20 protein-coding genes and 1 pseudogene are annotated in these 21,007 nt (G+C 64.2%); 8 read left to right on the plus strand and 13 right to left on the minus strand.

All coding sequences use genetic code 11. The annotated features are described in order from the left end of the window. Positions 1-6 precede the first annotated feature (6 nt). Positions 7-399 (plus strand): oxalurate catabolism protein HpxZ, encoded by a 393-nt coding sequence (hpxZ, locus tag JJC00_RS03225; protein ID WP_200471320.1) that lies wholly within the window; start codon positions 7-9, stop codon positions 397-399. A gap of 4 nt (positions 400-403) precedes the next feature. Continuing rightward, positions 404-1,126, plus strand: a complete 723-nt coding sequence (locus tag JJC00_RS03230; protein WP_200471321.1) for a GntR family transcriptional regulator — start codon at positions 404-406, stop codon at positions 1,124-1,126. Between the two features lie 6 nt (positions 1,127-1,132). Here JJC00_RS03230 and atzF read toward each other — a convergent pair whose 3' ends face one another. Both atzF and JJC00_RS03240 read right to left on the minus strand, forming a co-directional pair. Beyond that, complete coding sequence (gene atzF, locus JJC00_RS03235; protein ID WP_200471322.1) at positions 1,133-2,950, minus strand: allophanate hydrolase; 1,818 nt, start codon at positions 2,948-2,950, stop codon at positions 1,133-1,135. Between the two features lie 194 nt (positions 2,951-3,144). After that, positions 3,145-3,639, minus strand: a complete 495-nt coding sequence (locus tag JJC00_RS03240; protein ID WP_200471323.1) for a MarR family winged helix-turn-helix transcriptional regulator — start codon at positions 3,637-3,639, stop codon at positions 3,145-3,147. Positions 3,640-3,792: 153 nt separating this feature from the next. Between JJC00_RS03240 and JJC00_RS03245 the strand changes: the two genes are divergently transcribed. After that, complete coding sequence (locus tag JJC00_RS03245; RefSeq protein ID WP_200471324.1) at positions 3,793-5,643, plus strand: feruloyl-CoA synthase; 1,851 nt, start codon at positions 3,793-3,795, stop codon at positions 5,641-5,643. Positions 5,644-5,990: 347 nt separating this feature from the next. Here the strand turns inward: JJC00_RS03245 and JJC00_RS03250 are convergent, their stop codons facing one another. Next, positions 5,991-6,494, minus strand: a complete 504-nt coding sequence (locus JJC00_RS03250) for a MarR family winged helix-turn-helix transcriptional regulator (protein WP_200471325.1) — start codon at positions 6,492-6,494, stop codon at positions 5,991-5,993. A gap of 83 nt (positions 6,495-6,577) precedes the next feature. On the opposite strand from JJC00_RS03250, the pseudogene JJC00_RS03255 reads away from it, so the two are divergent. Continuing rightward, positions 6,578-6,913, plus strand: a pseudogene (locus JJC00_RS03255) (cytochrome P450); the annotation flags it as partial. 288 nt (positions 6,914-7,201) lie between these two features. Here the strand turns inward: JJC00_RS03255 and JJC00_RS03260 are convergent. Next, positions 7,202-8,464 (minus strand): NAD(P)/FAD-dependent oxidoreductase, encoded by a 1,263-nt coding sequence (locus JJC00_RS03260; RefSeq protein ID WP_200471326.1) that lies wholly within the window; start codon positions 8,462-8,464, stop codon positions 7,202-7,204. A gap of 315 nt (positions 8,465-8,779) precedes the next feature. On the opposite strand from JJC00_RS03260, the gene JJC00_RS03265 reads away from it, so the two are divergent. Continuing rightward, positions 8,780-9,952 carry an ABC transporter substrate-binding protein gene (locus tag JJC00_RS03265; RefSeq protein ID WP_200471327.1) on the plus strand — a complete coding sequence of 391 codons (1,173 nt, stop codon included), beginning with the start codon at positions 8,780-8,782 and terminating at the stop codon, positions 9,950-9,952. Positions 9,953-10,127: 175 nt separating this feature from the next. Here JJC00_RS03265 and JJC00_RS03270 read toward each other — a convergent pair whose 3' ends face one another. The 9 genes from JJC00_RS03270 to JJC00_RS03310 form a co-directional block, all read right to left on the minus strand. Further along, positions 10,128-11,999 carry a bifunctional sugar phosphate isomerase/epimerase/4-hydroxyphenylpyruvate dioxygenase family protein gene (locus JJC00_RS03270; RefSeq protein WP_200471328.1) on the minus strand — a complete coding sequence of 624 codons (1,872 nt, stop codon included), beginning with the start codon at positions 11,997-11,999 and terminating at the stop codon, positions 10,128-10,130. Continuing rightward, positions 11,996-12,733, minus strand: coding sequence for an ABC transporter ATP-binding protein (locus JJC00_RS03275; RefSeq protein ID WP_200471329.1), 738 nt, complete (start codon positions 12,731-12,733; stop codon positions 11,996-11,998). Before JJC00_RS03275 ends, JJC00_RS03270 begins: the two co-directional genes overlap by 4 nt. Before the next feature lie 12 nt (positions 12,734-12,745). Beyond that, the gene (locus JJC00_RS03280; RefSeq protein WP_200471330.1) at positions 12,746-13,489 is read right to left on the minus strand and encodes an ABC transporter ATP-binding protein; all 744 of its coding nucleotides are present in this window, start codon (positions 13,487-13,489) and stop codon (positions 12,746-12,748) included. Then, on the minus strand, positions 13,486-14,484 hold the full coding sequence (locus JJC00_RS03285) for a branched-chain amino acid ABC transporter permease (protein ID WP_200471331.1): 999 nt from the start codon (positions 14,482-14,484) through the stop codon (positions 13,486-13,488). The genes JJC00_RS03280 and JJC00_RS03285 overlap by 4 nt, the downstream gene beginning before the upstream one ends. Beyond that, a complete protein-coding gene (locus JJC00_RS03290; protein ID WP_200471332.1) occupies positions 14,481-15,356 on the minus strand; it encodes a branched-chain amino acid ABC transporter permease in 876 nt (291 codons plus the stop codon). Before JJC00_RS03290 ends, JJC00_RS03285 begins: the two co-directional genes overlap by 4 nt. 158 nt (positions 15,357-15,514) lie before the next feature. After that, positions 15,515-16,645 (minus strand): ABC transporter substrate-binding protein, encoded by a 1,131-nt coding sequence (locus tag JJC00_RS03295; RefSeq protein WP_200471333.1) that lies wholly within the window; start codon positions 16,643-16,645, stop codon positions 15,515-15,517. Between the two features lie 55 nt (positions 16,646-16,700). Then, positions 16,701-17,579, minus strand: a complete 879-nt coding sequence (locus JJC00_RS03300; RefSeq protein ID WP_200471334.1) for a shikimate dehydrogenase — start codon at positions 17,577-17,579, stop codon at positions 16,701-16,703. Between the two features lie 131 nt (positions 17,580-17,710). Then, entirely contained in the window at positions 17,711-18,649 is a 939-nt protein-coding gene (locus tag JJC00_RS03305; RefSeq protein WP_200473965.1) for a LysR family transcriptional regulator, read from the minus strand. 225 nt (positions 18,650-18,874) lie between these two features. Next, positions 18,875-19,051, minus strand: a complete 177-nt coding sequence (locus tag JJC00_RS03310) for a hypothetical protein (RefSeq protein WP_200471335.1) — start codon at positions 19,049-19,051, stop codon at positions 18,875-18,877. 165 nt (positions 19,052-19,216) lie between these two features. Here JJC00_RS03310 and JJC00_RS03315 point away from each other — a divergent pair, with 165 nt between their 5' ends. The 3 genes from JJC00_RS03315 (at position 19,217) to JJC00_RS03325 (ending at position 20,906) form a co-directional block, all read left to right on the plus strand. Next, positions 19,217-19,945 carry a helix-turn-helix transcriptional regulator gene (locus tag JJC00_RS03315; RefSeq protein ID WP_200471336.1) on the plus strand — a complete coding sequence of 243 codons (729 nt, stop codon included), beginning with the start codon at positions 19,217-19,219 and terminating at the stop codon, positions 19,943-19,945. A gap of 81 nt (positions 19,946-20,026) precedes the next feature. Continuing rightward, positions 20,027-20,686, plus strand: coding sequence for an acyl-homoserine-lactone synthase (locus tag JJC00_RS03320; RefSeq protein WP_200471337.1), 660 nt, complete (start codon positions 20,027-20,029; stop codon positions 20,684-20,686). A 1-nt stretch (position 20,687) separates the two neighbouring features. Further along, the gene (locus JJC00_RS03325; RefSeq protein WP_200471338.1) at positions 20,688-20,906 is read left to right on the plus strand and encodes a hypothetical protein; all 219 of its coding nucleotides are present in this window, start codon (positions 20,688-20,690) and stop codon (positions 20,904-20,906) included. Positions 20,907-21,007 lie beyond the last annotated feature (101 nt).

Genomic DNA, 21,007 nt, shown 5'->3' on the forward strand with positions numbered 1-21,007 from the left:
TTTGAGATGGAGATCGATCTCCCCGACGTGATCGCGGAAGTCAAAGCCGCGTTCGAGCGCTATGAGCAGGCCCTCGTCAGCAATGACGTCGCCGTGCTCGGCGAGCTGCTTCGCAACGATCCCCGCACGCTGCGCTACGGCATCGGCGAGAACCTCTACGGCTATGAGGCGATCTCCGGCTTCCGCGCGGGCCGCTCGCCGGTCGGCCTCAACCGACGCACCGCCAAGACCGTGATTTCGAGTTATGGTCGCGACACGGCCGTTGCCTCCACTCTGTTCTATCGCGACACGGCTCCCGGCAGGGTCGGCCGGCAGATGCAGACCTGGATTCGCTTCCCGGAGGGCTGGCGCGTCGTCGCGGCCCATGTCAGCATCATCGACGAGTCGAAAGAGACCTGACCGTATGACGCTTGACGATTTTCCGCCCGGGACACTGCCGGCCGAGCCGGTGGTGCCGCGCGTCGACCGTGCCTCGCCATCGGTGCAGAAGGTCACGCGCGCCGAGGAACTGCGTCTCCAGCTTGCCGACGAGATCGTGCGTGGAACTCTCGCACCCGGCGCGCCGCTGGACGAGACCGACATCGCGCGGCGCTTCAGCGTTTCCCGCACGCCCGTGCGCGAAGCCTTGCGCCAGCTCGTCGCGAGCGGCCTCGTCGAATCGCGGGCCCATCGCGGTGCGGTGGTGGCGCAACCCTCGGTCGAGCGGCTGACAAGCATGTTCGAGGCGATGGCGGAGCTGGAGGCGCTGTGCGCCGGTCTTGCCGCCGAGCGCATGTCGGCTGCCGAGCGTCACGGTCTCGAAGCCATCCACGAAGAGCTGCGCGTGCTCAGCTACGCCGGCAATCCCGACCGCTTCCACGAGGTCAACGAGCGTTTCCACAACGCGATCTATGCGGGATCGCAGAACGGCTACATCGCCGAGATCACGCTGGCGACGCGGGTCCGCGTGCAGCCGTTCCGCCGCGCCCAGTTCCGCAATCTCGGCCGTCTCGCAAAATCGCAGGCCGAGCACGACCGCGTCGTCGTCGCCATCATGCGCGGCGACAAGCAGGGCGCTACGGCGGCGATGCGCGCGCATATCGAGCTGGTGCGCGGGGAGTATGAGATCTACGCGGTGTCGGTGTGATACGGCCTATGCTGTCGCGGCTTCCTTCATATACGCGCGCCAGCCGCCATACGCCGTGATATCCCGCGCTTCGCCCAGCACTTCCGGCTCGACGAGAAACCCCTTCACGCTGCGGCCATCCGCAAGCCGGATCGTGCCAATCGCCATCGGCGCGGGAATCGCGTTGACGAACTTGCCGAAGGCCGATGACGACAGCGACCAGATCTCCAGCTCGATCGGCGCACCCGTGCCGGCTTCGACGCGCAGCAGGCCAGGCTTCGGCGGCGTAGTCTTCAGCGCGTAGAGCTTGTAGTCCGGCGCGGTCCTGGTCGCCTCGATCAGCGTTGCGTTCAGCGTCTTCAACTCGCCGTTCAGCGCCATGCCGGAGAGATGCGCGCCGACCACGGCGATCGGGATCTCGTCGCCGCTGTTTGCGGGAAGCGGCGCGAGCGGTGCTTGCGCAACACCCTTGGCGCCGACAGTGAGCTTCGTATCCGCATGGAACACGCGGCCGATGCTCGCGAGCTGCGCATCGCGTCCCGTCGGCGCCAGCAGCGTGATGCCGAACGGAATGCCGTCCGCGCGCATCGCCGCCGGCACGGCGAGACCGCAGAGATCGAGCAAGTTCACAAAGTTGGTGTAGGTCCCGAGCCGGCTGTTGAGCTCGATCGGATTGGCCATCACCTGCGCGGTCGTATAGGCCGTCGGTGCCGTCGGTAGCACCAATGCGTCGATATTCGCAAACGTCCGCTCGGCGATCTTGCGCAGGCCCTGCAAGCGATAGAGTGCAGAGAAGGTCTCCGCCGCCGTCAGCCGTGCGCCCGCCGCGGTGATCTCGCGCGTCACCGGATGAATCGAATCAGGCGCTGAGGCCAGCAGATTCTTGATCACGAGATAGCGCTCGGCAACCCACGGCCCCTCATAGAGCAGCCGCGCCGTCTCGTAGAAAGGCTCGAGGTCGAACTCGACCAGCTCGGCGCCGAGTGCGGTCCAGCGCTTCAAGGCTTCGCCGTAAGCGGCCTCCGCCTTCTTGTCGCCGAAAAAGATCAGCTGCCCGTTGCGCGGCACGCCCAAGCGCAGATTTATAGGGAACGGCGTGATCGTGCCCAGCGGCCGGTCGCGTGAGAACGGATCGGCCTGATCAGGCCCCGTCATCACCGACAGCGCGAGCGCGGCATCATCCACCGTCAGCGCAAACACCGAGATGCAGTCGAGCGTGCGACAGGCCGGAACCAGGCCCGCGGTCGAGATCATGCCGAGGCTCGGCTTCAGCCCGACGATGTTGTTGAGCATCGCCGGCACGCGCCCGCTGCCGGCCGTGTCGGTGCCGAGCGATAGCGGCACGAGGCCAGCGCCGACCGCCACAGCCGAGCCCGAGCTCGATCCGCCGGGAATGAGGTCCTCACGAATCGCATTTTTGGGAATGCCATAGGGCGAGCGCACGCCGACCAGGCCGGTTGCGAACTGGTCGAGATTGGTTTTTCCGATGATGATGGCGCCGGCCGCGCGCAGCCGCTCCACCGCAGTCGAGTCGTGCGTGGGCGTATAGGAGAAGGCCGGGCAGGCCGCCGTGGTCGGAAAGCCCAGCGCGTCGATATTGTCCTTCACGGCGACCGGCACGCCGTAGAGCGGCAGGCTGCCGGCATCCTTCGAGGCGAGCTTCTCTGCATCCGCGATCGCGTCCTTCTCGTCGCGCAGGCTGATGAAGATGGCGGGGTCGTTGTGGTCGCGGATGCGCTGATAGGTCCGCGCGACCGTCTGCGCCGGCGTGACCGTGCCAGCGCGATGCGCGGCCACAATCGCGGCGATCGTTTCAGGCTGCTCAGCCCCCAATTCAGCCCCCATGGCGATAAAACTCCGGCAACTTGTCTTCACCCGGAATGAAGCAAGCGATGTGCCATTGTGTACATTATCCGGGCAGCGCGGTCGCTCCGGATATTATCGAAAGATCAGCAGCTTGTGGGATGTCTCGATGATCGATTGGGCGGGCATGCCAAGGCCCTGTTGCGGGCATTTGCCCAAATCATGAGCAGTCCGGATCAGGTGAAGCCAGCGAGAATCTGGAGCAGCCGCTCCCGGTTCGCCTTCCCGATCTTCTCCTCGACATGCCGCTCGTGCTCGGCGGCGAGCCGCTTGAATTTGGCCAGCGCCGTCTCACCCTGGCCCGTGAGATGCAGCGCGTGCGCGCGCCGGTCCGATTTCGACTTGATCCGCTTCACCAGCTTGCGCTGTTCGAGGCTGTCGAGCAGATGCACCAAACGGGCCCGCTCTATCCCGAGGCGTTTTGCCACTGCCATCTGCGAAAGCCCGGGGTTGGCGCCGATCACCGTCAGCACCGAATATTGCGTCGGCCGGATGTCGACGTCGCCGAGCGTCTTGATGAAATCCTGAAAAATCCAGATCTGGAAGCGCCGCACCGCGTACCCGGCGTGACCGAGCAGCGCATCAAGGCCGATCTCGTCCGCGTCGATCCGCGGCGTCGTGCCGTTGCCGGTGTGCTTGCGGAAAGAAGTCTGGACTGCGCTGGCTGTCACATCGTGTCTCCTGCCGGGCGACCTTAGCGCCTCGACGGTGCCAGCGGAAGATTGTTGTTGACGACAACAATTGCCGTACCCAACATTATGGCCAAAGCAGCCCGGAACGAGGCTGTCGCCGAGCCGGACGTTTCCCGGGGCGAGGAGGAAACCATGACGTCAGCCACTCGCGGTGACGCTTCGAGCCTGTTCGCAATGCCAAAGACCGTCGCCGAGCATCGCGCCGACGGCAGTATCGTGCTGCGCTCGCCGGAGCCCTTGGGCGACTGCGCGCGCTGCATCGGCGACTGGCTGGAGCATTTTGCGCGGCAGACGCCAGACAAGATCTTCCTCGCCGAGCGTGACAGCGCCGATACGCCGTGGGCCACCGTGACCTACGCGGGTGCCCTACGGCGGGTACGCGCGGCGGCAACCTGGATTCTGGCGCAAGGGCTCAGCGTCGAGCGCCCCATTGTCATCCTCTCCGACAACAGTATCGATCATGCGTTGCTCGCGCTGGCCGCCCAGCACGTCGGCGTTCCCACGGCCGCGATATCGCCGGCCTATTCGCTGATGTCGAAGGATTTCGACAAGCTCAAGAGCATGATCGCGCTGCTGGAGCCGGGCGCGATCTATGTTTCCGCGACAAAGCCGTTTGCGGCGGCGCTGGCCGCGATCAAGCCGCTGCACAAGGCGCAGATCATCAGCGGAAATGCTGGCGACGTCGATGCGCTCGCCTTCCGCACCGTCGCGGCAACGCCCGAAACTCCCGATGTCGCAACGGCCTTTGCCACAGTCACGCCTGACACGGTCGCAAAATTCCTGTTCACCTCGGGCTCGACCGGCACGCCCAAGGCGGTCATCAACACCCAGCGCATGCTGACCTCGAGCCAGCAGGCCAAGGCGCAGACCTGGACCTTTCTGGAACAGGGGCGCGGCGATCTCGTCATCCTCGACTGGCTGCCCTGGAGCCACACCTTCGGCGCCAACCACAATTTCAATCTGGTGCTGCGCAACGGCGGCGCACTCTATATCGACGGCGGCAAGCCCGCGCCCGGACTGTTTGCGACGTCGCTTGCGAACCTGAAAAGCGTGATGCCGACGGTCTATTTCAACGTGCCGCGTGGCTTCGACATGCTGATTGCCGCGCTCCGTGCCGACGAGGAGCTGCGCCGGCGTTTCTTCGGCGAGGTGAAGTTTGCCTTCTATGCCGGCGCCGCGCTGCCGCAAAATCTGTGGGACGCACTCGCAGAGCTTTCGATCGAGACTGTCGGCCGTGCGCTGCCGATGGTCTCGGCCTGGGGCTCGACCGAGACTTCGCCGCTGGCGACCGACTGCCATTTCCTTGCTGAGCGTTCCGGCAATATCGGCGTGCCGATTCCCGGAACGGAGCTCAAGCTCGTTACCTCCGGCGACAAGCTGGAGGTGCGCGTGCGCGGCCCCAATGTCACGCCCGGCTACTGGAAGGCGCCCGAGCTGACCAGGCAGGCTTTTGATGAGGAAGGCTTTTATCTCATCGGCGATGCCGTGAAGCTTGCGGACGTCGGCCGGCCCGAGCGCGGCCTGTTCTTCGACGGCCGTGTTGCGGAGGATTTCAAGCTCAATTCCGGCACCTGGGTCAGCGTCGGCACCTTGCGTGTCGCGGGCATCGCAGCCCTTGCGCCTCTGGCGCAGGACATCGTCGTCACCGGTCACGGCGGCGACGAGGTGCGGTTTCTGGTGTTTCCGAACATCGGCGCCTGTCGCGCTCATTCCGGTCTGCCGGAGGCGGCAGGCGTCAGTGATGTGTTGGCCCATGACAAGGTCAGGACTGCCATCGTGCGGGGGCTCTCAAGACTGAAGCAGCAGGGGGCCAATTCCTCCGGCCACGCCACGCGCGCGCTGCTGCTCGCCGAGCCGCCGTCGGTCGATGGCGGCGAGATCACCGACAAGGGCTACATCAACCAGCGCGCGGTGTTGACGCGGCGCGCGGATGCCGTGGCGCGGTTGAATGATGACGCGTCGGGTGAGTGGATCGGGTTGTAGCTAGTTGCTGATCAACCCGGTGTTAGGCAGGCTCGTCCCCCATCGTCATTGCGAGCGCAGCGAAGCAATCCAGAATCCCGCCGCGGAAAGACTCTGGATTGCTTCGCTTCGCTCGCAATGACGGGGGATGGAGCAGCAGCTCGCCCAAACACGCCAGCCATTCTGCGGCAATATCCTGCATGCTTCTTTTGTTGCCGAAGCAACTATTTCGTGCGAACCGTTCCGGACAGGGATGACGGCGCAGGAACCGCTGCGTCTGATCGGAGGAAACGATGCTCGGCAGAGAGGGTGCCGCGGGCAAATGCCAGCGCATGCCTGGAGGCGAATTGCGCCCGGCGCGTGGCCCGTCAGGCCCCGCTGCCGCCGGTCACTGCGCCGAGATTTTCGTGCAACCGGCGCAGCAGGTCGATCAGCACCTCGCGCTCGTCCTTGCTCAGACAGGACAGCAGGCGCCGCTCCCGTTCGAACGCAGCAACGATCACCTTGTCATGGGTGGCGCGGCCCTTCGCGGTCAGCGAGATCGAATGAGTCCGGCCGTCGTTCGGATCGGTGCGGATCGACACATGCCCGCGCTTCTCGAGGCCGGCGAGCGTGCGGCTCACCGGGCCCTTGTCGAAGCCGATGACGTGGCAGATGCGCGAGGCGGGGATGCCGGGCTCGATCGCCAGCAGCGACATGATCCGCCATTCCGTGACGTTGACGCCGAACTGCCGTTGATAACGCGCAGTCGCGCTGTTCGAGAGCTTGTTGGCGATAAAGGTGATGAACGCCGGGACGTAACGATCGAGATCGAGCGTCGGCCCGACGTCGGCGGGCGCAGGTTTTTGGCGGGATCTGGTCGAAGGCGGCATATCGGGAATCTGTCTCGCGGCGGGCCCAACGACCTAAGGGCAAGCGCCGCCCTTTCACAAGATCAAAATGAGGGAGGATCTTTATGAGCGCACCCGGCTCGACCGCATCAGGCGTCCCGCATCTCGACGTCGACCCCTTCGATTTGAATTTTTTTGCCGACCCCTATCCCACGCATGAGCTGCTGCGCGAGACAGGGCCGGTCGTCTATCTCGACAAATGGAAGCTTTATGGTGTGGCGCGCTATGCCGAGGTTCATGCGGTTCTGAACGATCCCGCGACGTTCTGCTCCAGCCGCGGCGTCGGCCTGTCCGACTTCAAGAAGGAGACGCCGTGGCGGCCGCCGAGCCTGATCCTCGAGGCCGATCCGCCCGAGCACACCCGCACCCGCGCGGTGCTGTCAAAGGTGCTGTCGCCGACACCCTGCCGGTGACAATCACGCCGGCCTGACGCTGCCGGCGGCAACCGACCTGAACGAAACGAGAATTGTGTTATCCACGTCGTCGGTCTGAACCGTCACCTATGTCGGCGGTTGCTCAGCTTCGCGAAGCGAAGCCGGGTGAGCGTCCTCTCCTCACGAATGGTCTTGCTAGTGGAGAGAACCCCTCATCCGGCGCCATAGCCGAAGCTAAGCTTCGGCGTTCTTAAGGACGGCGGCCGAAGGCCGCCTATGCCACTTTCTCCCGCAAGGGGAGAAGGAAGAAAGAAGCTACACCACCTTGCTGCTCCCCTGTGTGATCAACCGTGCCGCGCGCTGGTCGCGGGCGTAGATCCAGAGCCAGCTCAGCGCGACGCTGAGGCGGTGGCGGAGGCCGATCAGGAAGTAGATGTGGGCGATGCCCCAGATCCACCAGGCGATGGTGCCGCGCAGTTTTATCCTGCCGAAGTCGATCACCGCGAGCCGCTTGCCGATTTGCGCAAGGCTGCCGGAATGCTTGTAGCGGAACGCTCCCTTGCTCTCGCCGCGCAGGCGGGCCTTGATCGTCTCGGCGACATGGCGGCCCTGCTGCTTCGCCGCCGGTGCGATGCCAGGCACCGGCTTGCCCTCCCAGGCATTGATGTTGATGGTGTCGCCGATCGCGAAGATTTCGGGATGGCCGGGAATGGTCAGGTCGTCCTCGACCTGCACGCGTCCGGCGCGATCGGCCGGGGCGCCCAGCCACTCCGCAGCGGGCGAGGCCCGCACGCCGGCGGCCCAGATCCTGGTCTTGGCCTCGAGCAGCTCGCCGCCGAACACCACGCCGTCGCGGTTGATCTCGGTGACGGCCTGCCCGAGCACGACCTCGACGCCGATCTTCTCCAGCGAGGCTTGCGCATAGGCCGAGAGGTCGTCTGGAAAGCCCGCGAGCACGCGCGGGCCGGCCTCGATCAGCACGACGCGCGCCTTGGTCGTGTCGATGTTACGGAAATCGGCGGGCAGGGTGTGGTGCGCCATCTCGGCGATGGTGCCCGCGAGCTCGACGCCGGTCGGGCCGGCGCCGACGATGACGAAGGTCAGCCGCGCCGCGCGCTTCGCCGGATCGGTCTCGCGCTCGGCGCGCTCGAACGCCACCAGGATGTGACGGCGCAGTGTGGTCGCGTCTTCCAGCGTCTTCAGGCCGGGCGCCCACGTCTCCCACTCGTCGTGGCCGAAATAGGCGTGGCGCGCGCCGGTGGCGAGCACCAGCGTGTCGTAGGGCACCTCGCTGCCGTCGTCGATCAGCACGCAGCGCCTGCTGGCATCGACGCCGCTGACGGTCGCAAACAGCGTCGTCACTTCGCGCCGGTCGCGCATCAGGTGGCGAACCGGCCAAGCGATCTCGCTGGTCGAGAGCGAGGCGGTCGCGACCTGGTAGAGCAGCGGCTGAAACAAATGATGGTTGCGGCGGTCAATCAGCGTGATCTCGACCGGCGCGCCCGCCAGCCGGTAGGTCGTCTCCAGTCCGCCGAAGCCGGCGCCGACGATGACGACGCGATGCGGTGTCGTGGTCATGATGTACCCTCGAATCTCGCTGCTCTACTCTCTCATTTAAGTGCGGATTGGCCTCCGTGGTCCAATAGCCGTTATCAATCGGAGGATAGGCCTGATGTATCGATCCCGCGAAAAAGCGCCGCAGCCTTGGTCGAAGTGAGTAGAATTATATTTCTTGCCATCCCCGATTGGGGCGAAATATGGTGCAGGGGCGGGCGCTGAGCCATTGGCGGCGCGACAGATTTTGCGTTCAATAGCGACAGACCCGGGGCGGCGATCACCCCGTTTCCGGGATCAATAATGTTTCCGGGATCAATAATAAGGAGGGGAGTGGTTATGAAGACAGCATTCTGGCTGGCGGGTGCGGCTGCGCTCGCGCTGGCGAGCCCAGCATTCGCCGGCGACACCATCAAGATCGGTTTCGTTTCGACCTTCAGCGGCCCGGGCGCCGTGATCGGCAACGACATGCGCAACTCCTTCGAGCTCGCGCTCGATCACATGGGCCGCAAGATGGACGGCAAGCCAGTCGAGGTGATCTACGAGGACGACGGCCAGAAGCCCGATGTTGGCAAGCAGAAGACCGAAAAGCTGGTGCAGTCCGACAAGGTCGATTTCCTCGCCGGCTACATCTGGTCGAACGTGCTGCTCGCCTCGCTCAAGACCGCGGTGGACTCGCAGACCTTCCTGATCTCGGCCAACGCCGGCCCGTCGCAGCTCGCGGGCGAGCTGTGCAGCCCTTACGTGTTCTCGACCTCCTGGCAGAACGACCAGACGCCGGCCGCGATGGGCCTCTACATGAACCAGAAGGGCGTCAAGAGCGTGTTCCTGATCGGGCCGAACTACGCGGCCGGCAAGGACATGCTCGCGGGCGTGAAGAGCACGTTCAAGGGTGAGGTCAAAGGCGAGGAATACACGGTCTGGCCGAGCCAGCTCGACTTCTCTGCCGAACTCTCCAAGGCGCGCGCCTCGGGCGCGGAATCGATCTTCGTATTCTATCCCGGTCCGGCCGGCGTGCAGTTCCTCAATCAATATGCGCAGGCGGGCCTGAAGAGCACGATGCCGCTCTACACGGCGTTCACCGTCGACGAGCTCTCGCTGCCGCTGCAGAAGGAGAACGCGCTCGGCGTTCCCGGGGCGCAGGAATGGGTCAACGACCTCCCCAACGAGCAGAACAAGCGCTTCGTCGCCGACTATCGCAAGAAGTACACCGGCCTGCGCCCGACCTATTACGGTGCGCAAGCCTATGACGCGGCCCAGCTGATCAACAGCGCTGTGGTCGCGGTGAAAGGCGATACCAGCAAGAAGGACGCGATGAAGGCCGAGATGGAGAAGGCCAACATCAAGTCGCTGCGCGGCTCGTTCAAATACGGCAACAACCATATCCCGGTGCAGAGCTTCTATCTGCAGGACGTCGTCAAGGACGGCGACGGCCAGCTCTCGCTGAAGACGGTTGCCACCATCGTCGAGAACGACCAGGATCGCTTCCACGACAAGTGTAAGATGAAGTGAGGCTTTGCCTCTCTCCCCGCGCTTGTCCCGCCGAAGCTTTAGCGAAGGCGGATGCGGGGAGGGAGCTCTCAGCACTCTCCTCCGTCATCGCGAGCGTAGCGAAGCAATCCAGAATCCCTCCGTGGAAATACTCGGGGTTGCTTCGCTCCGCTCGCAATGACGGCGTGGATGGAGCCTACACCCTTGGCATGCTCGCGGGGCGCACCTCACGAGCCTGCGCTGCGAGCCTGATCCCTGCGTTTGCGGCGCCAAATCCCTGGTAGCTCCGTCGCTCCACGATCTCAAAGAAGAAGCGCTCATCAAAGATGTGGGTGTAGACCTGGAAGAACTCGCCGTCGCCCTCGTGGTCGTAGAGGATGTGGTTGGCGCGGAGTTTTGCCATGATGTCGGGCGCGAGGTCGTACTTGGCTTCGATGTCGTCGTAATAGTTGTCAGGGATATCGAGAAAATCCGCGCCGCGGGCGCGCATCACGGCGACGGTCGCGAAGATGTCTTTGCACGCAAACGCGACGTGCTGCACGCCTGAGCCGAAAAATTCCGAGATGAAGCGCGCCGGCAGCGTGCGGTTGGCCGAGGAGCCGTTGAGCACGAAGCACAGGCTCTGGTCACCGTTGATGACGGCCTGGCTCTGCACGAGGCCTCGGGGGTCGGCGATCTCCATCTGCGGCAGGCGCTTGAGGTCGAGGATGCCGGTGTAAAACAGCAGCCAGGACAGCATCTCGTCATAAGGCATCGACTGCGCGATGTGGTCGATGGCGAGCAGCGCATCCGCGCTTGCTTCGCTCGCAACCGGCGCAAAATCCGTGTCCCAGTTCTTGCCGGCCTGGTCGAGGAAATAAAGCAGGCTGCCGCCGACGCCGTGGATCGCGGGGATCTCCAGCTCGCCCGGCCCGACCGGCTGATAGAAGGTGCGTGCCTTCAGCGTTTCGGCTCGCTGCATGGCGAGGCCGGCATTGTCGACGTCGAGCGCGATGGCGCAGACGCCCGGGCCATGCGTGACATAGTGCGAATGCGCAAAGCCGTCGGTCTCTGAGTTGATCACGAGCTCGACCTCGCCCTGCGACCAGCGCTCCACCGCCTTGCTGCGGTGCTTGCCGGTCTTGCGGAAGCCGAGCCGCGAGAATAGATGCGCGAGCTCACCGGCCTTGGTCTCGTTGACGGCAAACTCGATGAAGCCCGTGCCGCTGCTCTTGGCCTTCGGTGCCAAGGGCTCGCCGACGAGCTTTGGCCAATCCGGGGCGAGCTGGTCCTGCAACAGGATCAGCGAGCGCAGGCCATCGACGGCTGTCTGCGCCGCCGAGCCGGCGCGGAACTGGTCGTTGAAGATCTCCAGCGACCACGGACCGGAATAGCCGGTCGCCGCGATCGCCTGCATGAACTCGACGACCGGCAGGTCGCCCTGGCCGGGAAAGGAGCGGAAGTGTCGGCTCCACGACAGGATGTCGAGCTCGAGCTTCGGTGCGTCGGCCAACTGCACCAGAAAGATCTTGTCGCCGGGGATCGAGGCCATCGCGCGGACCGGGAAGCCGGGCGCCAGCGCGTGAAAGCTGTCGAGGATGACGCCGATCGCGGAATGATCGGCGCGGCGCACGATCTCCCAGGCATCGCGATAGTCGTTGACATGCCGCCCCCAGGCCAGCGCCTCGTAGCCGACGCGCAAAGACCGCTCGGCGGCGCGGTCGCCGAGCTCGCGGAAATCATCGGCGGCGCGATCGATGCCGCCGAGCGAGGCCGGCGAGACGTTGGAGCAGATCAGCAGCAGATCGGTGCCGAGCTCCTGCATCAGATCGAACTTGCGCTCGGCGCGGGCAAAATTGCGCGAGCGCTGCGGCTCCGGCATGCCCTCGAAGTCGCGGAACGGCTGGAATGCGCAGATCTCGAGATTGAGGTCCTTGCAGAGATTTGCGATGTCGCGCGGGCTCGAACCGAACGACAGCAGGTCGTTCTCGAAGATCTCGACCGCCTCGAAGCCGGCGGATGCGATGGCGCGAAGCTTTTCGTCGAGTGCGCCTGAGAGGGAAACGGTCGCGATCGAGCGCTTGTTCATGCTGCGTTGTCCTCCATCGCGCCCCCAAGGAACAATTGTCCGATGCGCGGATCATTCAAAATGGGTTCCGCCTTGTCGACCATGCGGGTCTGGCCGAGTTCGAGCACGACGCCGATATCCGATATCTCCAGCGCCGAGCGCGCGTTCTGCTCGATCATCAGGATGGTGACGCCGCGGTCGCGCAGGCTTTTGAGGATGTCGAAAGTCTGCTGCACCATCAGCGGCGATAGGCCGATCGAGGGCTCGTCGATCAGCACGAGCTTTGGCTCGAGCAGCAGCGAGCGGGCGATCTCGAGTTGCTTCTGCTCGCCGCCCGAGAGGGTCGAGGCCTGCTGCGTCGACTTGCGGCGCAGCGCGGGAAACAGGTCGAGCGCCGCTTCGATCCGCGTGGGCAGGTCGATGCCTTTTCCGGCTGAGACTCCGCCGAGCTCGACGTTGCTGCGGACTGAGAGCTCGGGAAAGATGTTACGGCCCTGCGGCACGTAGCAGATGCCGGCATTGAGCAGCGCGCGCTGGCCCAAGCTGGTGACGTCGCGACCGGCAAAACTGATCTTGCCCTCGCGCAGCTTCAGCAGGCCGAAGATCGCCTTGAACACGGTGGACTTGCCGGCGCCGTTCGGGCCGATGATGGTGGTAATGGTCGCCGGCGGCACCGAGAATGTCGTGCCGTTCAGGATCGTCATCTTGCCGTAGCCGCCGACGAGATTTTGAACCGAGAGGATCGGATCGCTCATGGCTCGCTTTCCCTAATGTCCGAGATAGGCTTCGATCACGGCGGGGTTTTTCCGGACCTCGTCGGGCCGCCCCATCGCCAGCACCTTGCCTTCCGCCATCACCATCACCCGTGAGCACAGCGACATCACGAACTCCATGTTGTGCTCGATCACGACGAAGGTCGCGTTCTTCTCGCGGTTGATCGCAACCAGCCGTTCCTTCAAATCCGACAGCATCGTCGGATTGACGCCGCCGGCGGGCTCGTCGAGCAGTACCAGCCGCGGGCCGCCCATGAACGCCATGGCGGCATCGAGCAGCTTTTGCTGGCCGTAGGAGAGACCGCCGGCGGGTTCCGCTGCGAGATGATCGAGCTTGAAGAAGCCGATCATCTGGTTGGCGGTATCCGTCAGTCCGGCATCGGAGCGGCCGGCCAAGCGCGAGGCCATGTTGCCCTGATGCTCCTGGCCTGCGAGGATCAAATTCTCGCGCACCGAGAGTTTTGGAAACACCTGCAGGAGCTGGAAGGTGCGGCTGACGCCGAGCTTGTTGAGCTCGGAGGGACGTAGGCCGGTGACGACCTTGCCGTCGAGCTTGACCTCGCCGCCTGATGGCGTGAGCTGGCCGAGAATGCAGTTGAACAAGGTCGACTTGCCGCAGCCGTTCGGGCCGATCAGGCCGAGGATCTCGCCCTCACGCACATCGAACGAGACGCCGTCGACCGCGGTGATGCCGCCAAAGCTCTTCTTGATGTCGGTGACTTCGAGGACCGCACTCATTGCGCCGTCTCCAGTCGGGATTTTGCGACGGCGCGCAGCGCGGAGGCCGCCTTGGTGCGCCGCGCGGCCATATAACGGTCGAGGATTCCCAAGATGCCCGTCGGCGACCAGATCAGAAGCCCCATCACCGCGATCGCGTAGAGCATCAGATAATAGCCTTCCGTGAAGCGCAGCCATTCCGGCAGCAGCACCGCGATCATCGCCCCCAGGAAAGGACCGAAGTAAAAGCCGGCGCCGCCGACGATCACCATCATCAGGAGATCGAGCGAGAGCGACAGGTTGAACGGCACGGGATCGATATATTGCGTCAGCGGCGCATAGAGCGCGCCAGCCACGCCGCCGAGAGCCGAGCCGATCGCGAAGGCCATCAGCGTGTAGCGGCGGGTATCGATGCCGAGCGACTGGGCGCGCAGCGGGTTCTCGCGCAGCGCCATGAAGGCCCGTCCCCAGGGCGAGCGGATCAGCCACCAGACCGCGACGGACACGATCGCGAGCGAGCCTAGGCAGACATAATAGAAAGGGAGCGGCTTGTTGGTCGCGATGCCGAAGAAGTGCGGCCGCGGAATATTGGAAATGCCGTAGATGCCGCCGGTGAGCCAGCTCTCGTTGCGAAACACCAGGAACGCCAGCGTCGAGAAGGCGAGCGTGACGAAGGCAAGGTAGTGGTGCTGCACGCGCAATGCGGGATAGCCAAGCACCCAGCCGACCGCGAAGGCGAGCACGACCGCGACCACGATGGCGGCCGGCAGCGGCCAGCCATGGCTCGTCATGATCGCAGAAGCATAGGCGCCGATGCCGACGAAGGCGCCCTGCGCCAGCGACACCTGGCCGGCATAGCCGAGCGTGAGGTTGAGCCCCATCGCGGCGATCGTCATCACGGCCCACTGGCTCAGGATGAACAGGCCGTAGCGGTTGAAGTTCATGGGAATGACGATCAGGCCGGCAATGACGATGAGGCCGAGCGCGATCTTCAGGGGTTTGGCGAAGCTGCTCATACCGTGCGCTCCTCGGCGCGGCCGAGCAGTCCTTGCGGCCGGAACAGGATGACGACGATCAGGAAGATCATCGGCACGGCGGCGCGGTACTGCGTCGAGACATAGGCGGCCGCGAGATTGTCGAGCACGCCGATCAGGAGGCCGCCGGCGATGGCGCCGCGCACCTGGTTGAAGCCGCCGACGATCGCAGCGACGAAGGCAGCCTGGCCGAGCACCTCTCCGGACGAGAACTTGGCGAGATAGATCGGCGTGATCAGCAGCGAGGCCAGCGCGACCAGGAAAGCGTTGATCAGGAAGGTCAGCAGGATCATGCGCTCGACGGGCACGCCGATGATGCGCGCAACCGTCGGGTTTTGGGCAGCCGCCTGCATCTGGTGGCCGAGCGAAGTGCGGTTGAGCAGCGTGGTCAGGCCAAACACGGCAACAATGGCGACGACGAGCACGCCGATGCTTTGCAGCGAGACGGCGTGGCCGAGGATGTAGATGTCGCCGGTCGGCACGATCGACGGAAACGGCGAAGCCTCCGCGCTGAAGAATTGCTTGACGGCCTCCTTGATGCCGATCGCCAGCGCCATGGTCGCGATGGCGAGCGGCAGCACGCCATGGCGCATCATCGGATCGACCAGCAGCATCTTGAAGCCCAGCCCAAGCAGGATCATCGAGAGCAGGATGCCAAGGATGATCGCGAGCCAGAACGGCGCGCCGGCATGCATCGCCGCCAGCATCAAAAACGCGGGCAGCATGACGAACTCGCCTTGCGCGAAATTGATGGTCTGCGACGTCTGCCACAGCAGCGTGAACCCGACCGCGACCAGCGCATAGATCGCGCCAGTGGCAAGTCCCGCGACCAGAAGATCGAACAGATTGGACATTTTCCCCTCTCTCCTCTCCCTCGCCCCGCTCGGGGAGAGGTTGGGTGAGGGGAAGCCTCCGCGAGAATGGTGACAGTTGGACTCGCGGAGGCTCCCCTCACCCGGAATTTGCTGCGCAAATTCCGGCCTCTCCCCGCAAGCGGGAGAGGCGAAGAACCTCACTTCACCTTCGGCAGCACCTGCTTCACGACCTGCTTGCCTTCGACCACCTCGACCAGAAAACTCTGCCGGTCGATGTCGCCGGTCTCGTTGAAGGTGACGTCCATCAAAATGCCCGGCTCGTCCGTGGCCTTGATGGTCAAGCCATGCAGCGTGTCGGCGAAGGCCTTGGAATCGACCTTGCCCATCTTCTCGGTGGTTGCCTTCACCATGTAGACGGCGAGGTAGCCCTTCAGGCCGTTATGGTCAGGAACGTAATTGTACTTCTTCGAGAAGCGATCGCGGAATCCCTTGATCAAATCGACCGGGGCATCGGTGGTGAGGCCGACATGGCCGCGCGCGCCGTTGGCGGCATCGCCGGCGAGCTCGATCACCTTCTGGCCGATCAGCGTGGTCTCGCCCATCAGCGGTGCGGTGACGCCCTGGCGCTTGAGCTCCTTGAGAATACGCGCGCTCTCTTCCTCGTTCAGATAGACGAACACGGCGTCGGGATTGGCGGCCTTGATCTTGCCGACGTCGGCGGCGAAATCGGCCTGCCCAGCTTCGGTGGAGAGATCGGCGACGACCTTGGAGCCGAGCCGCTCCAGCTCCTTGACCACGACGTCGCGTCCGCCGCGGCCGAAGTCATTGTTGACCCAGATCACCGCGACCGACTTCGCCTTCATGTCGTCGTGGATGTACTTTGCGACCTTCGGCATCGAGGACTGCTGGCCGAACGAGGTGCGGAACAGGAACTTGTTGCCGGCCTGCGTCAGCTCGGCGGCTTCACCGCCCATGATCTGCGCGATGCCGGCTTCTGCGGCGAGCGGGGCGGTGACCTTCACCGAGCCGGAATAGCCGGGTCCGAGCAGCACATAGGGCTCGGCGTCGAGCGCCTTCTGCACCTGCGCGCGCGCCACGCCGGGGTTGGACTGCGAGTCGGCATGGCTGACTTCAAGTTTGCGTCCGAGCACGCCGCCCTTGGCGTTGATCTCCTCGATCGCGAGGTCGATGCCGTTCTTCCAGTTAGTGCCGACGGTGGCGCCGCCGCCGGAGAGTTCGGCGACGTCGGCAAGCTTGATCGCCTGTGCCAAGGCGCCCGATGTCGTGATTGCGGTGAGCAGCGCGCCCACCAGTAGCGTTGATTTCATCGTCCTCTCCTCCCGTTTCAATTTCGCAAGCGGCCTTGTGTCCGGCCGCTTCGCCTCAAGCTGCCTGATAGGCGGCGCTGCGCGCGGCCATCACGGCGTCAAAAGCCTCTCCCATGACTTCGGTCGACGGGGCAAGGCCTGTGAACAGTTCGAAGGCGTCGGCAGCCTGGTAGATCGCAAGCTCGCGCCCGGTCATGATTCGCGCGCCCATCGCTTGCGCTGCGGCAAGGAGCGGCGTGATCAGCGGCGAATAGACGGCGTCGGCGACCCACAGGCTCTGGCGCAGCAGCGCCGGCGCGACCGGGGTGTCCCGGTTCGGCAGCATGCCGACCGGCGTGCCGTTGACGAGGCCGGTTGCGCCGTCGAGCGCGTCCTCGACGCTCTTGGCCACCCGCGCGCCGCCATGCCCGGCCAGCAGCGCGGCGAGTTTTTCGGCCCGCGCCGGCTCGCTATCGAAGATGCGAAGCTCAGCCACATCAAGGCTTGCCAGCGCAAAGGCAATCGCCTTGCCGACGCCGCCGGTGCCGATGACGGCCACTGCATTCCCGGCAGGAGCCAGCAGCGGCTTGACGGCGCGCGCGAAGCCGGTGGTGTCGGTATTGTGGCCGATCAGGCGGCCGTCCTTGACGACGACGGTGTTGACCGCCGCCATCGTGGCCGCAGTCGTGGCCAGCTCGTCGAGCAGCGGGACCACCGCCTCCTTGTAGGGAAAGGTGACGTTGACGCCTGCAAAGCCGAGCCGCCGCACGCCCTCGAGCATCATGCTGAGACCGCTCGCATCCGCGCCGGCGACTTCGATGAGCTGGTAATGGCCGCGCAGGCCGCGTGCCTCGGCGGCGCACTCATGCATGGCAGGGGAGGCGGAATGGGCGATCGGCGCGCCGATCAGGCCCGTCAGCAGTTTTTTGGGGGCAGCAGGTCCGCGGCTAGACATGATCCATTATCGTCTTGAGGGCGCGTTGATGTCCGGCCATTAGCGGGGAAATCCGCGCCATTCCAAGAGGGACGATAGTCTTTCCCTTGCCTAACACAATTACCCATTTATCCGGCAAACCTAACATTATGTTATTTTTTGCGTCCACGCGCCGAGCCGGCCTTGCCGTTGCCGCGGGACGGCTCGACCGCGCGCATCTCGGCGCGCAGGGACTCGATGAAATGCTCGACGTGGAGCGACAGCGGCGCGCCGCGCTTGACTGCGATGTAGGTGTCGAACCGGGTCGGCTCGGTGATCTTCAACAGCTCGATGCCGGGATAGCCGCCATGGGCGACCGTGAACTGGTCGATGATGGCGATGCCGAGGCCGGCCTTCACCAGCGCGCAGACCGTGGTGCCGAACCGCGCGCGGATGGTGATGTTGTACTCCAGCCGGTTGCGCGCAAAAATCTCGGCCATGATCCGGCCGTAAGGGTCGTTGGGATCGATGCCGATCAGCGGATAGCGGGTGATCTCGGCGGCGGAGACCTGCTTGCGGCCGGCAAGCTCGTGGCCGGGCGGCACGATGCAATAGAGCTCGCCCGAGGCGAGCGGCATGAAGTCGAGGCCGGAGTGTTCCAGCCGGTAGCTCATCGCCACGCACTCGCCGCGGCCGAGCATGAGATAGTCGATCGCTTCCTCGATCTTGAGGATGTTGATGTCGATGCCGAGATCGGGATAGCGGCGGCGGACGCGCTCGATCGCGCGCGGCACCATCACCTGCGAGATGCTCGGCACCGAGCCGATGCGCAGTTCCGACAATCCGCCGCGGCCGATCTTGGAGATGATCTCGGAGAGATCGTCAACCTTCTTGTAGACGCCGTTGATCTGCTCGAAAATGTTCTCGGCTTCGGGCGTCGGGAAGTAGCGGCCGTTCTGGCGCTGGAAGAAGCGGATGCCGAGCGAGCGCTCGGTGTATTTGACCAGCCGGCTGATCCCCGGCGCCGACACGTTCAACAGCTTCGCCGCGCCGCCAATGGTGCCCGTCACCATCACGGCACGGATCACTTCAACCTGGCGCAGCGTCATCATGGTCTTGAAATGTCCCTGGCATCCGAAAGAGATCGCGGCGGCGATCATCTCACGAGAGCCGTGACGTCATCCAGCGGCAAGTAGGGCTTTCAAGCGGGGCTTTAGTGGGAGCAGAAGGCCGGATGACTTCGCAGTCAGGGTGTGTCGACCAAAATCCGCGCGTTCAAATCGAAGGGCATCGTCGCGCGATCTGTTGCATCGGCGCGGTCTGATGCGACCTGTGTCCTAGCCCGCCGGACTCTCCGGCGAAGCGCTGTCGACGAGCTTGGGACGCTCGCTTTGCAGCACGTCGCGCGCGAACTCGATGATCTTCTGCTTGTTGGCCGTATCGCGCACGGCGAAAAACACGCGGTTCAATTCCAGGCCGAGCACGCTGTTGAGGGCAATGTTCTCGTCTTCCATCGTGGCTTTCCCGCTTTAGACGCCTTAGGTGTAACTTGGCGTCACTTCTCCACAAGTAGATTAAATCTTCGCGTTAAGGACTCACCGGAGAACTACGGAAGCGGTAAATAGAGGCAGCCCCCAAAGACGTGCTATACGGACCGGCGAGCGTCAGGAAACGCACCGATGTCCGCCGTGGATTATGGCCGGGAAGCGCTGGACTTCATCGAAGGGCTGGGAGCCTATGGCAGGGTCCCGGACGCTATGAATGCGCTTGAAACGGCCTTCGGTCGTTTCGGCTTCGAGACCATCATCGTGACCGGCTTGCCGAATCCCGATCAGCGGTTTGCGCAGATGGTACTCGCCAAGCGCTGGCCGGCGGGATGGTTCAGCCTCTACACCCAGAATAACTACGATCGCGCCGATCCCGTGGTGCGGCTGTGCCGGCAATCGGTTAACCCGTTCGAGTGGTCGGAAGCGCCCTACAATGCCGAGCTCGAGCCGACCGCAGCCGAGGTGATGAACCGCGCCACTGATTTTCGCATGTCGCGCGGTTTCATCGTGCCGATCCACGGACTCACGGGCTATGAAGCCGCGGTGTCACTCGGTGGCGTTCATTTGGACCTCAATCCTCGCAGCAAGCCGGCGTTGCACCTGATGGCGATGTACGGCTTTGACCAAATTCGCCGCCTGCTCGCGCCGACACCTTATTCAGCGACGCGTCTCACCCCGCGCGAGCGCGAGGTGATCTCCTGGGCTTCGCAGGGCAAGTCAGCCTGGGAGATTGGCGAAATCCTGCACATCACGCAGCGCACGGCCGAAGAGCATCTTGCAACTGCCGCGCGCAAGCTCGGCGCCGTCAACCGTACGCATGCGGTCGCGCTGGCGATCAGGCACAAGATCATCAATCCCTAGGCGACGTATTGGGAAATTTCCCAATATCGAACCCGCCTCTTTTCGCAGAGGCTGACCTCCATTGAGGCTGAATGGGGGGGCATGATTCACGCAATTTCCGCCGTCAATCGTCACCTTTACGAAGACGTACTCGAACAGCACTTCCGGCTGCGCCACGACGTCTTCGTCGAGGAGCGGCACTGGGAGACCTTGCGCAGGGCTGATTGCCGCGAGATCGATTCCTACGATGACGAGGATACCGTCTATCTCCTTGCGCTGGAGGGCCGGCGCGTCGTCGGCGGCCACCGTCTCTACCCCACCACCAAGCCCTCGATGATGAGCGAGGTCTTCCCGCATCTGGCGTCGGTTCGCGGTTGCCCTTCGGATCCGCTGATCTGGGAATGGTCGCGTTACTTCGTCGTCCGTGATCGCCGCGACGGCGCGCTCAACCTTCAACTGATGGCGGCGGTACAGGAGTTTTGTCTCGGCCAGGGCATCGCACAAGTCAGCGCAATCATGGAAACCTGGTGGCTGCCGCGCTTTCACGAGTCCGGCTTCGTCGTGACTCCGCTCGGCCTGCCGGCGCTGGTGGAGAACGCCTGGACTATGGCAGCAACCATCGACATTCGTCAGCAGACGGTCGATGCCCTGCATGGTCGCATCGGCATGACTTCGATCGTTCAACAGGACGGCCCGCGTCTGGACGCTGTCGCCCGTGCCAACCTCTGCGGCCGCACCGCCGCCCAACGAAAGAGCGCCTGAGATGTCGAATATGATACGAGATAGCCAGATCATGGCGCAAACCAAGGACGAGAATCTCGGCTACATGTCCGACATGGCGTTCGAGCTGGCGCAGATGGCCGAAGACACCGGGCTGGCGACGCTGGCCTATTTGTTCCGCATGGCGGCGCTGGAGGCCTCGACGGCCAACAGCGAGCTCAACGACACGGACGATCTTCCTCGCCAGGTCACGTCGCACTAGACGTCACTCTCTTATTCCGATCTCAATCGCACCCTCTCCCCGGCAATGTTCAGGCCGGGGGGGAGGGTGATCGTTTGGGTGCGGCAGGCTGACCCACCCAG

Origin of the sequence: Bradyrhizobium diazoefficiens (genome assembly GCF_016616885.1) — a bacterium.
Classification (GTDB): Bacteria; Pseudomonadota; Alphaproteobacteria; order Rhizobiales; family Xanthobacteraceae; genus Bradyrhizobium; species Bradyrhizobium diazoefficiens_F.

Excerpts from the sequence above, each read along its gene's own strand:
- JJC00_RS03265 (WP_200471327.1), top strand. The coding sequence starts at position 8,780 with ATGAAGACAGCATTCTGGCTGGCGGGTGCGGCTGCGCTCGCGCTGGCG.
- JJC00_RS03305 (WP_200473965.1), bottom strand. The coding sequence starts at position 18,649 with ATGATGACGCTGCGCCAGGTTGAAGTGATCCGTGCCGTGATGGTGACG.
- JJC00_RS03250 (WP_200471325.1), bottom strand. The coding sequence starts at position 6,494 with ATGCCGCCTTCGACCAGATCCCGCCAAAAACCTGCGCCCGCCGACGTC.
- JJC00_RS03275 (WP_200471329.1), bottom strand. The coding sequence starts at position 12,733 with ATGAGCGATCCGATCCTCTCGGTTCAAAATCTCGTCGGCGGCTACGGC.
- JJC00_RS03295 (WP_200471333.1), bottom strand. The coding sequence starts at position 16,645 with ATGAAATCAACGCTACTGGTGGGCGCGCTGCTCACCGCAATCACGACA.
- JJC00_RS03285 (WP_200471331.1), bottom strand. The coding sequence starts at position 14,484 with ATGAGCAGCTTCGCCAAACCCCTGAAGATCGCGCTCGGCCTCATCGTC.
- JJC00_RS03290 (WP_200471332.1), bottom strand. The coding sequence starts at position 15,356 with ATGTCCAATCTGTTCGATCTTCTGGTCGCGGGACTTGCCACTGGCGCG.
- JJC00_RS03320 (WP_200471337.1), top strand. The coding sequence starts at position 20,027 with ATGATTCACGCAATTTCCGCCGTCAATCGTCACCTTTACGAAGACGTA.
- atzF (WP_200471322.1), bottom strand. The coding sequence starts at position 2,950 with ATGGGGGCTGAATTGGGGGCTGAGCAGCCTGAAACGATCGCCGCGATT.
- JJC00_RS03245 (WP_200471324.1), top strand. The coding sequence starts at position 3,793 with ATGACGTCAGCCACTCGCGGTGACGCTTCGAGCCTGTTCGCAATGCCA.
- JJC00_RS03315 (WP_200471336.1), top strand. The coding sequence starts at position 19,217 with ATGTCCGCCGTGGATTATGGCCGGGAAGCGCTGGACTTCATCGAAGGG.
- JJC00_RS03300 (WP_200471334.1), bottom strand. The coding sequence starts at position 17,579 with ATGTCTAGCCGCGGACCTGCTGCCCCCAAAAAACTGCTGACGGGCCTG.
- JJC00_RS03260 (WP_200471326.1), bottom strand. The coding sequence starts at position 8,464 with ATGACCACGACACCGCATCGCGTCGTCATCGTCGGCGCCGGCTTCGGC.
- JJC00_RS03270 (WP_200471328.1), bottom strand. The coding sequence starts at position 11,999 with ATGAACAAGCGCTCGATCGCGACCGTTTCCCTCTCAGGCGCACTCGAC.
- JJC00_RS03230 (WP_200471321.1), top strand. The coding sequence starts at position 404 with ATGACGCTTGACGATTTTCCGCCCGGGACACTGCCGGCCGAGCCGGTG.
- hpxZ (WP_200471320.1), top strand. The coding sequence starts at position 7 with ATGGAGATCGATCTCCCCGACGTGATCGCGGAAGTCAAAGCCGCGTTC.
- JJC00_RS03325 (WP_200471338.1), top strand. The coding sequence starts at position 20,688 with ATGTCGAATATGATACGAGATAGCCAGATCATGGCGCAAACCAAGGAC.
- JJC00_RS03310 (WP_200471335.1), bottom strand. The coding sequence starts at position 19,051 with ATGGAAGACGAGAACATTGCCCTCAACAGCGTGCTCGGCCTGGAATTG.
- JJC00_RS03280 (WP_200471330.1), bottom strand. The coding sequence starts at position 13,489 with ATGAGTGCGGTCCTCGAAGTCACCGACATCAAGAAGAGCTTTGGCGGC.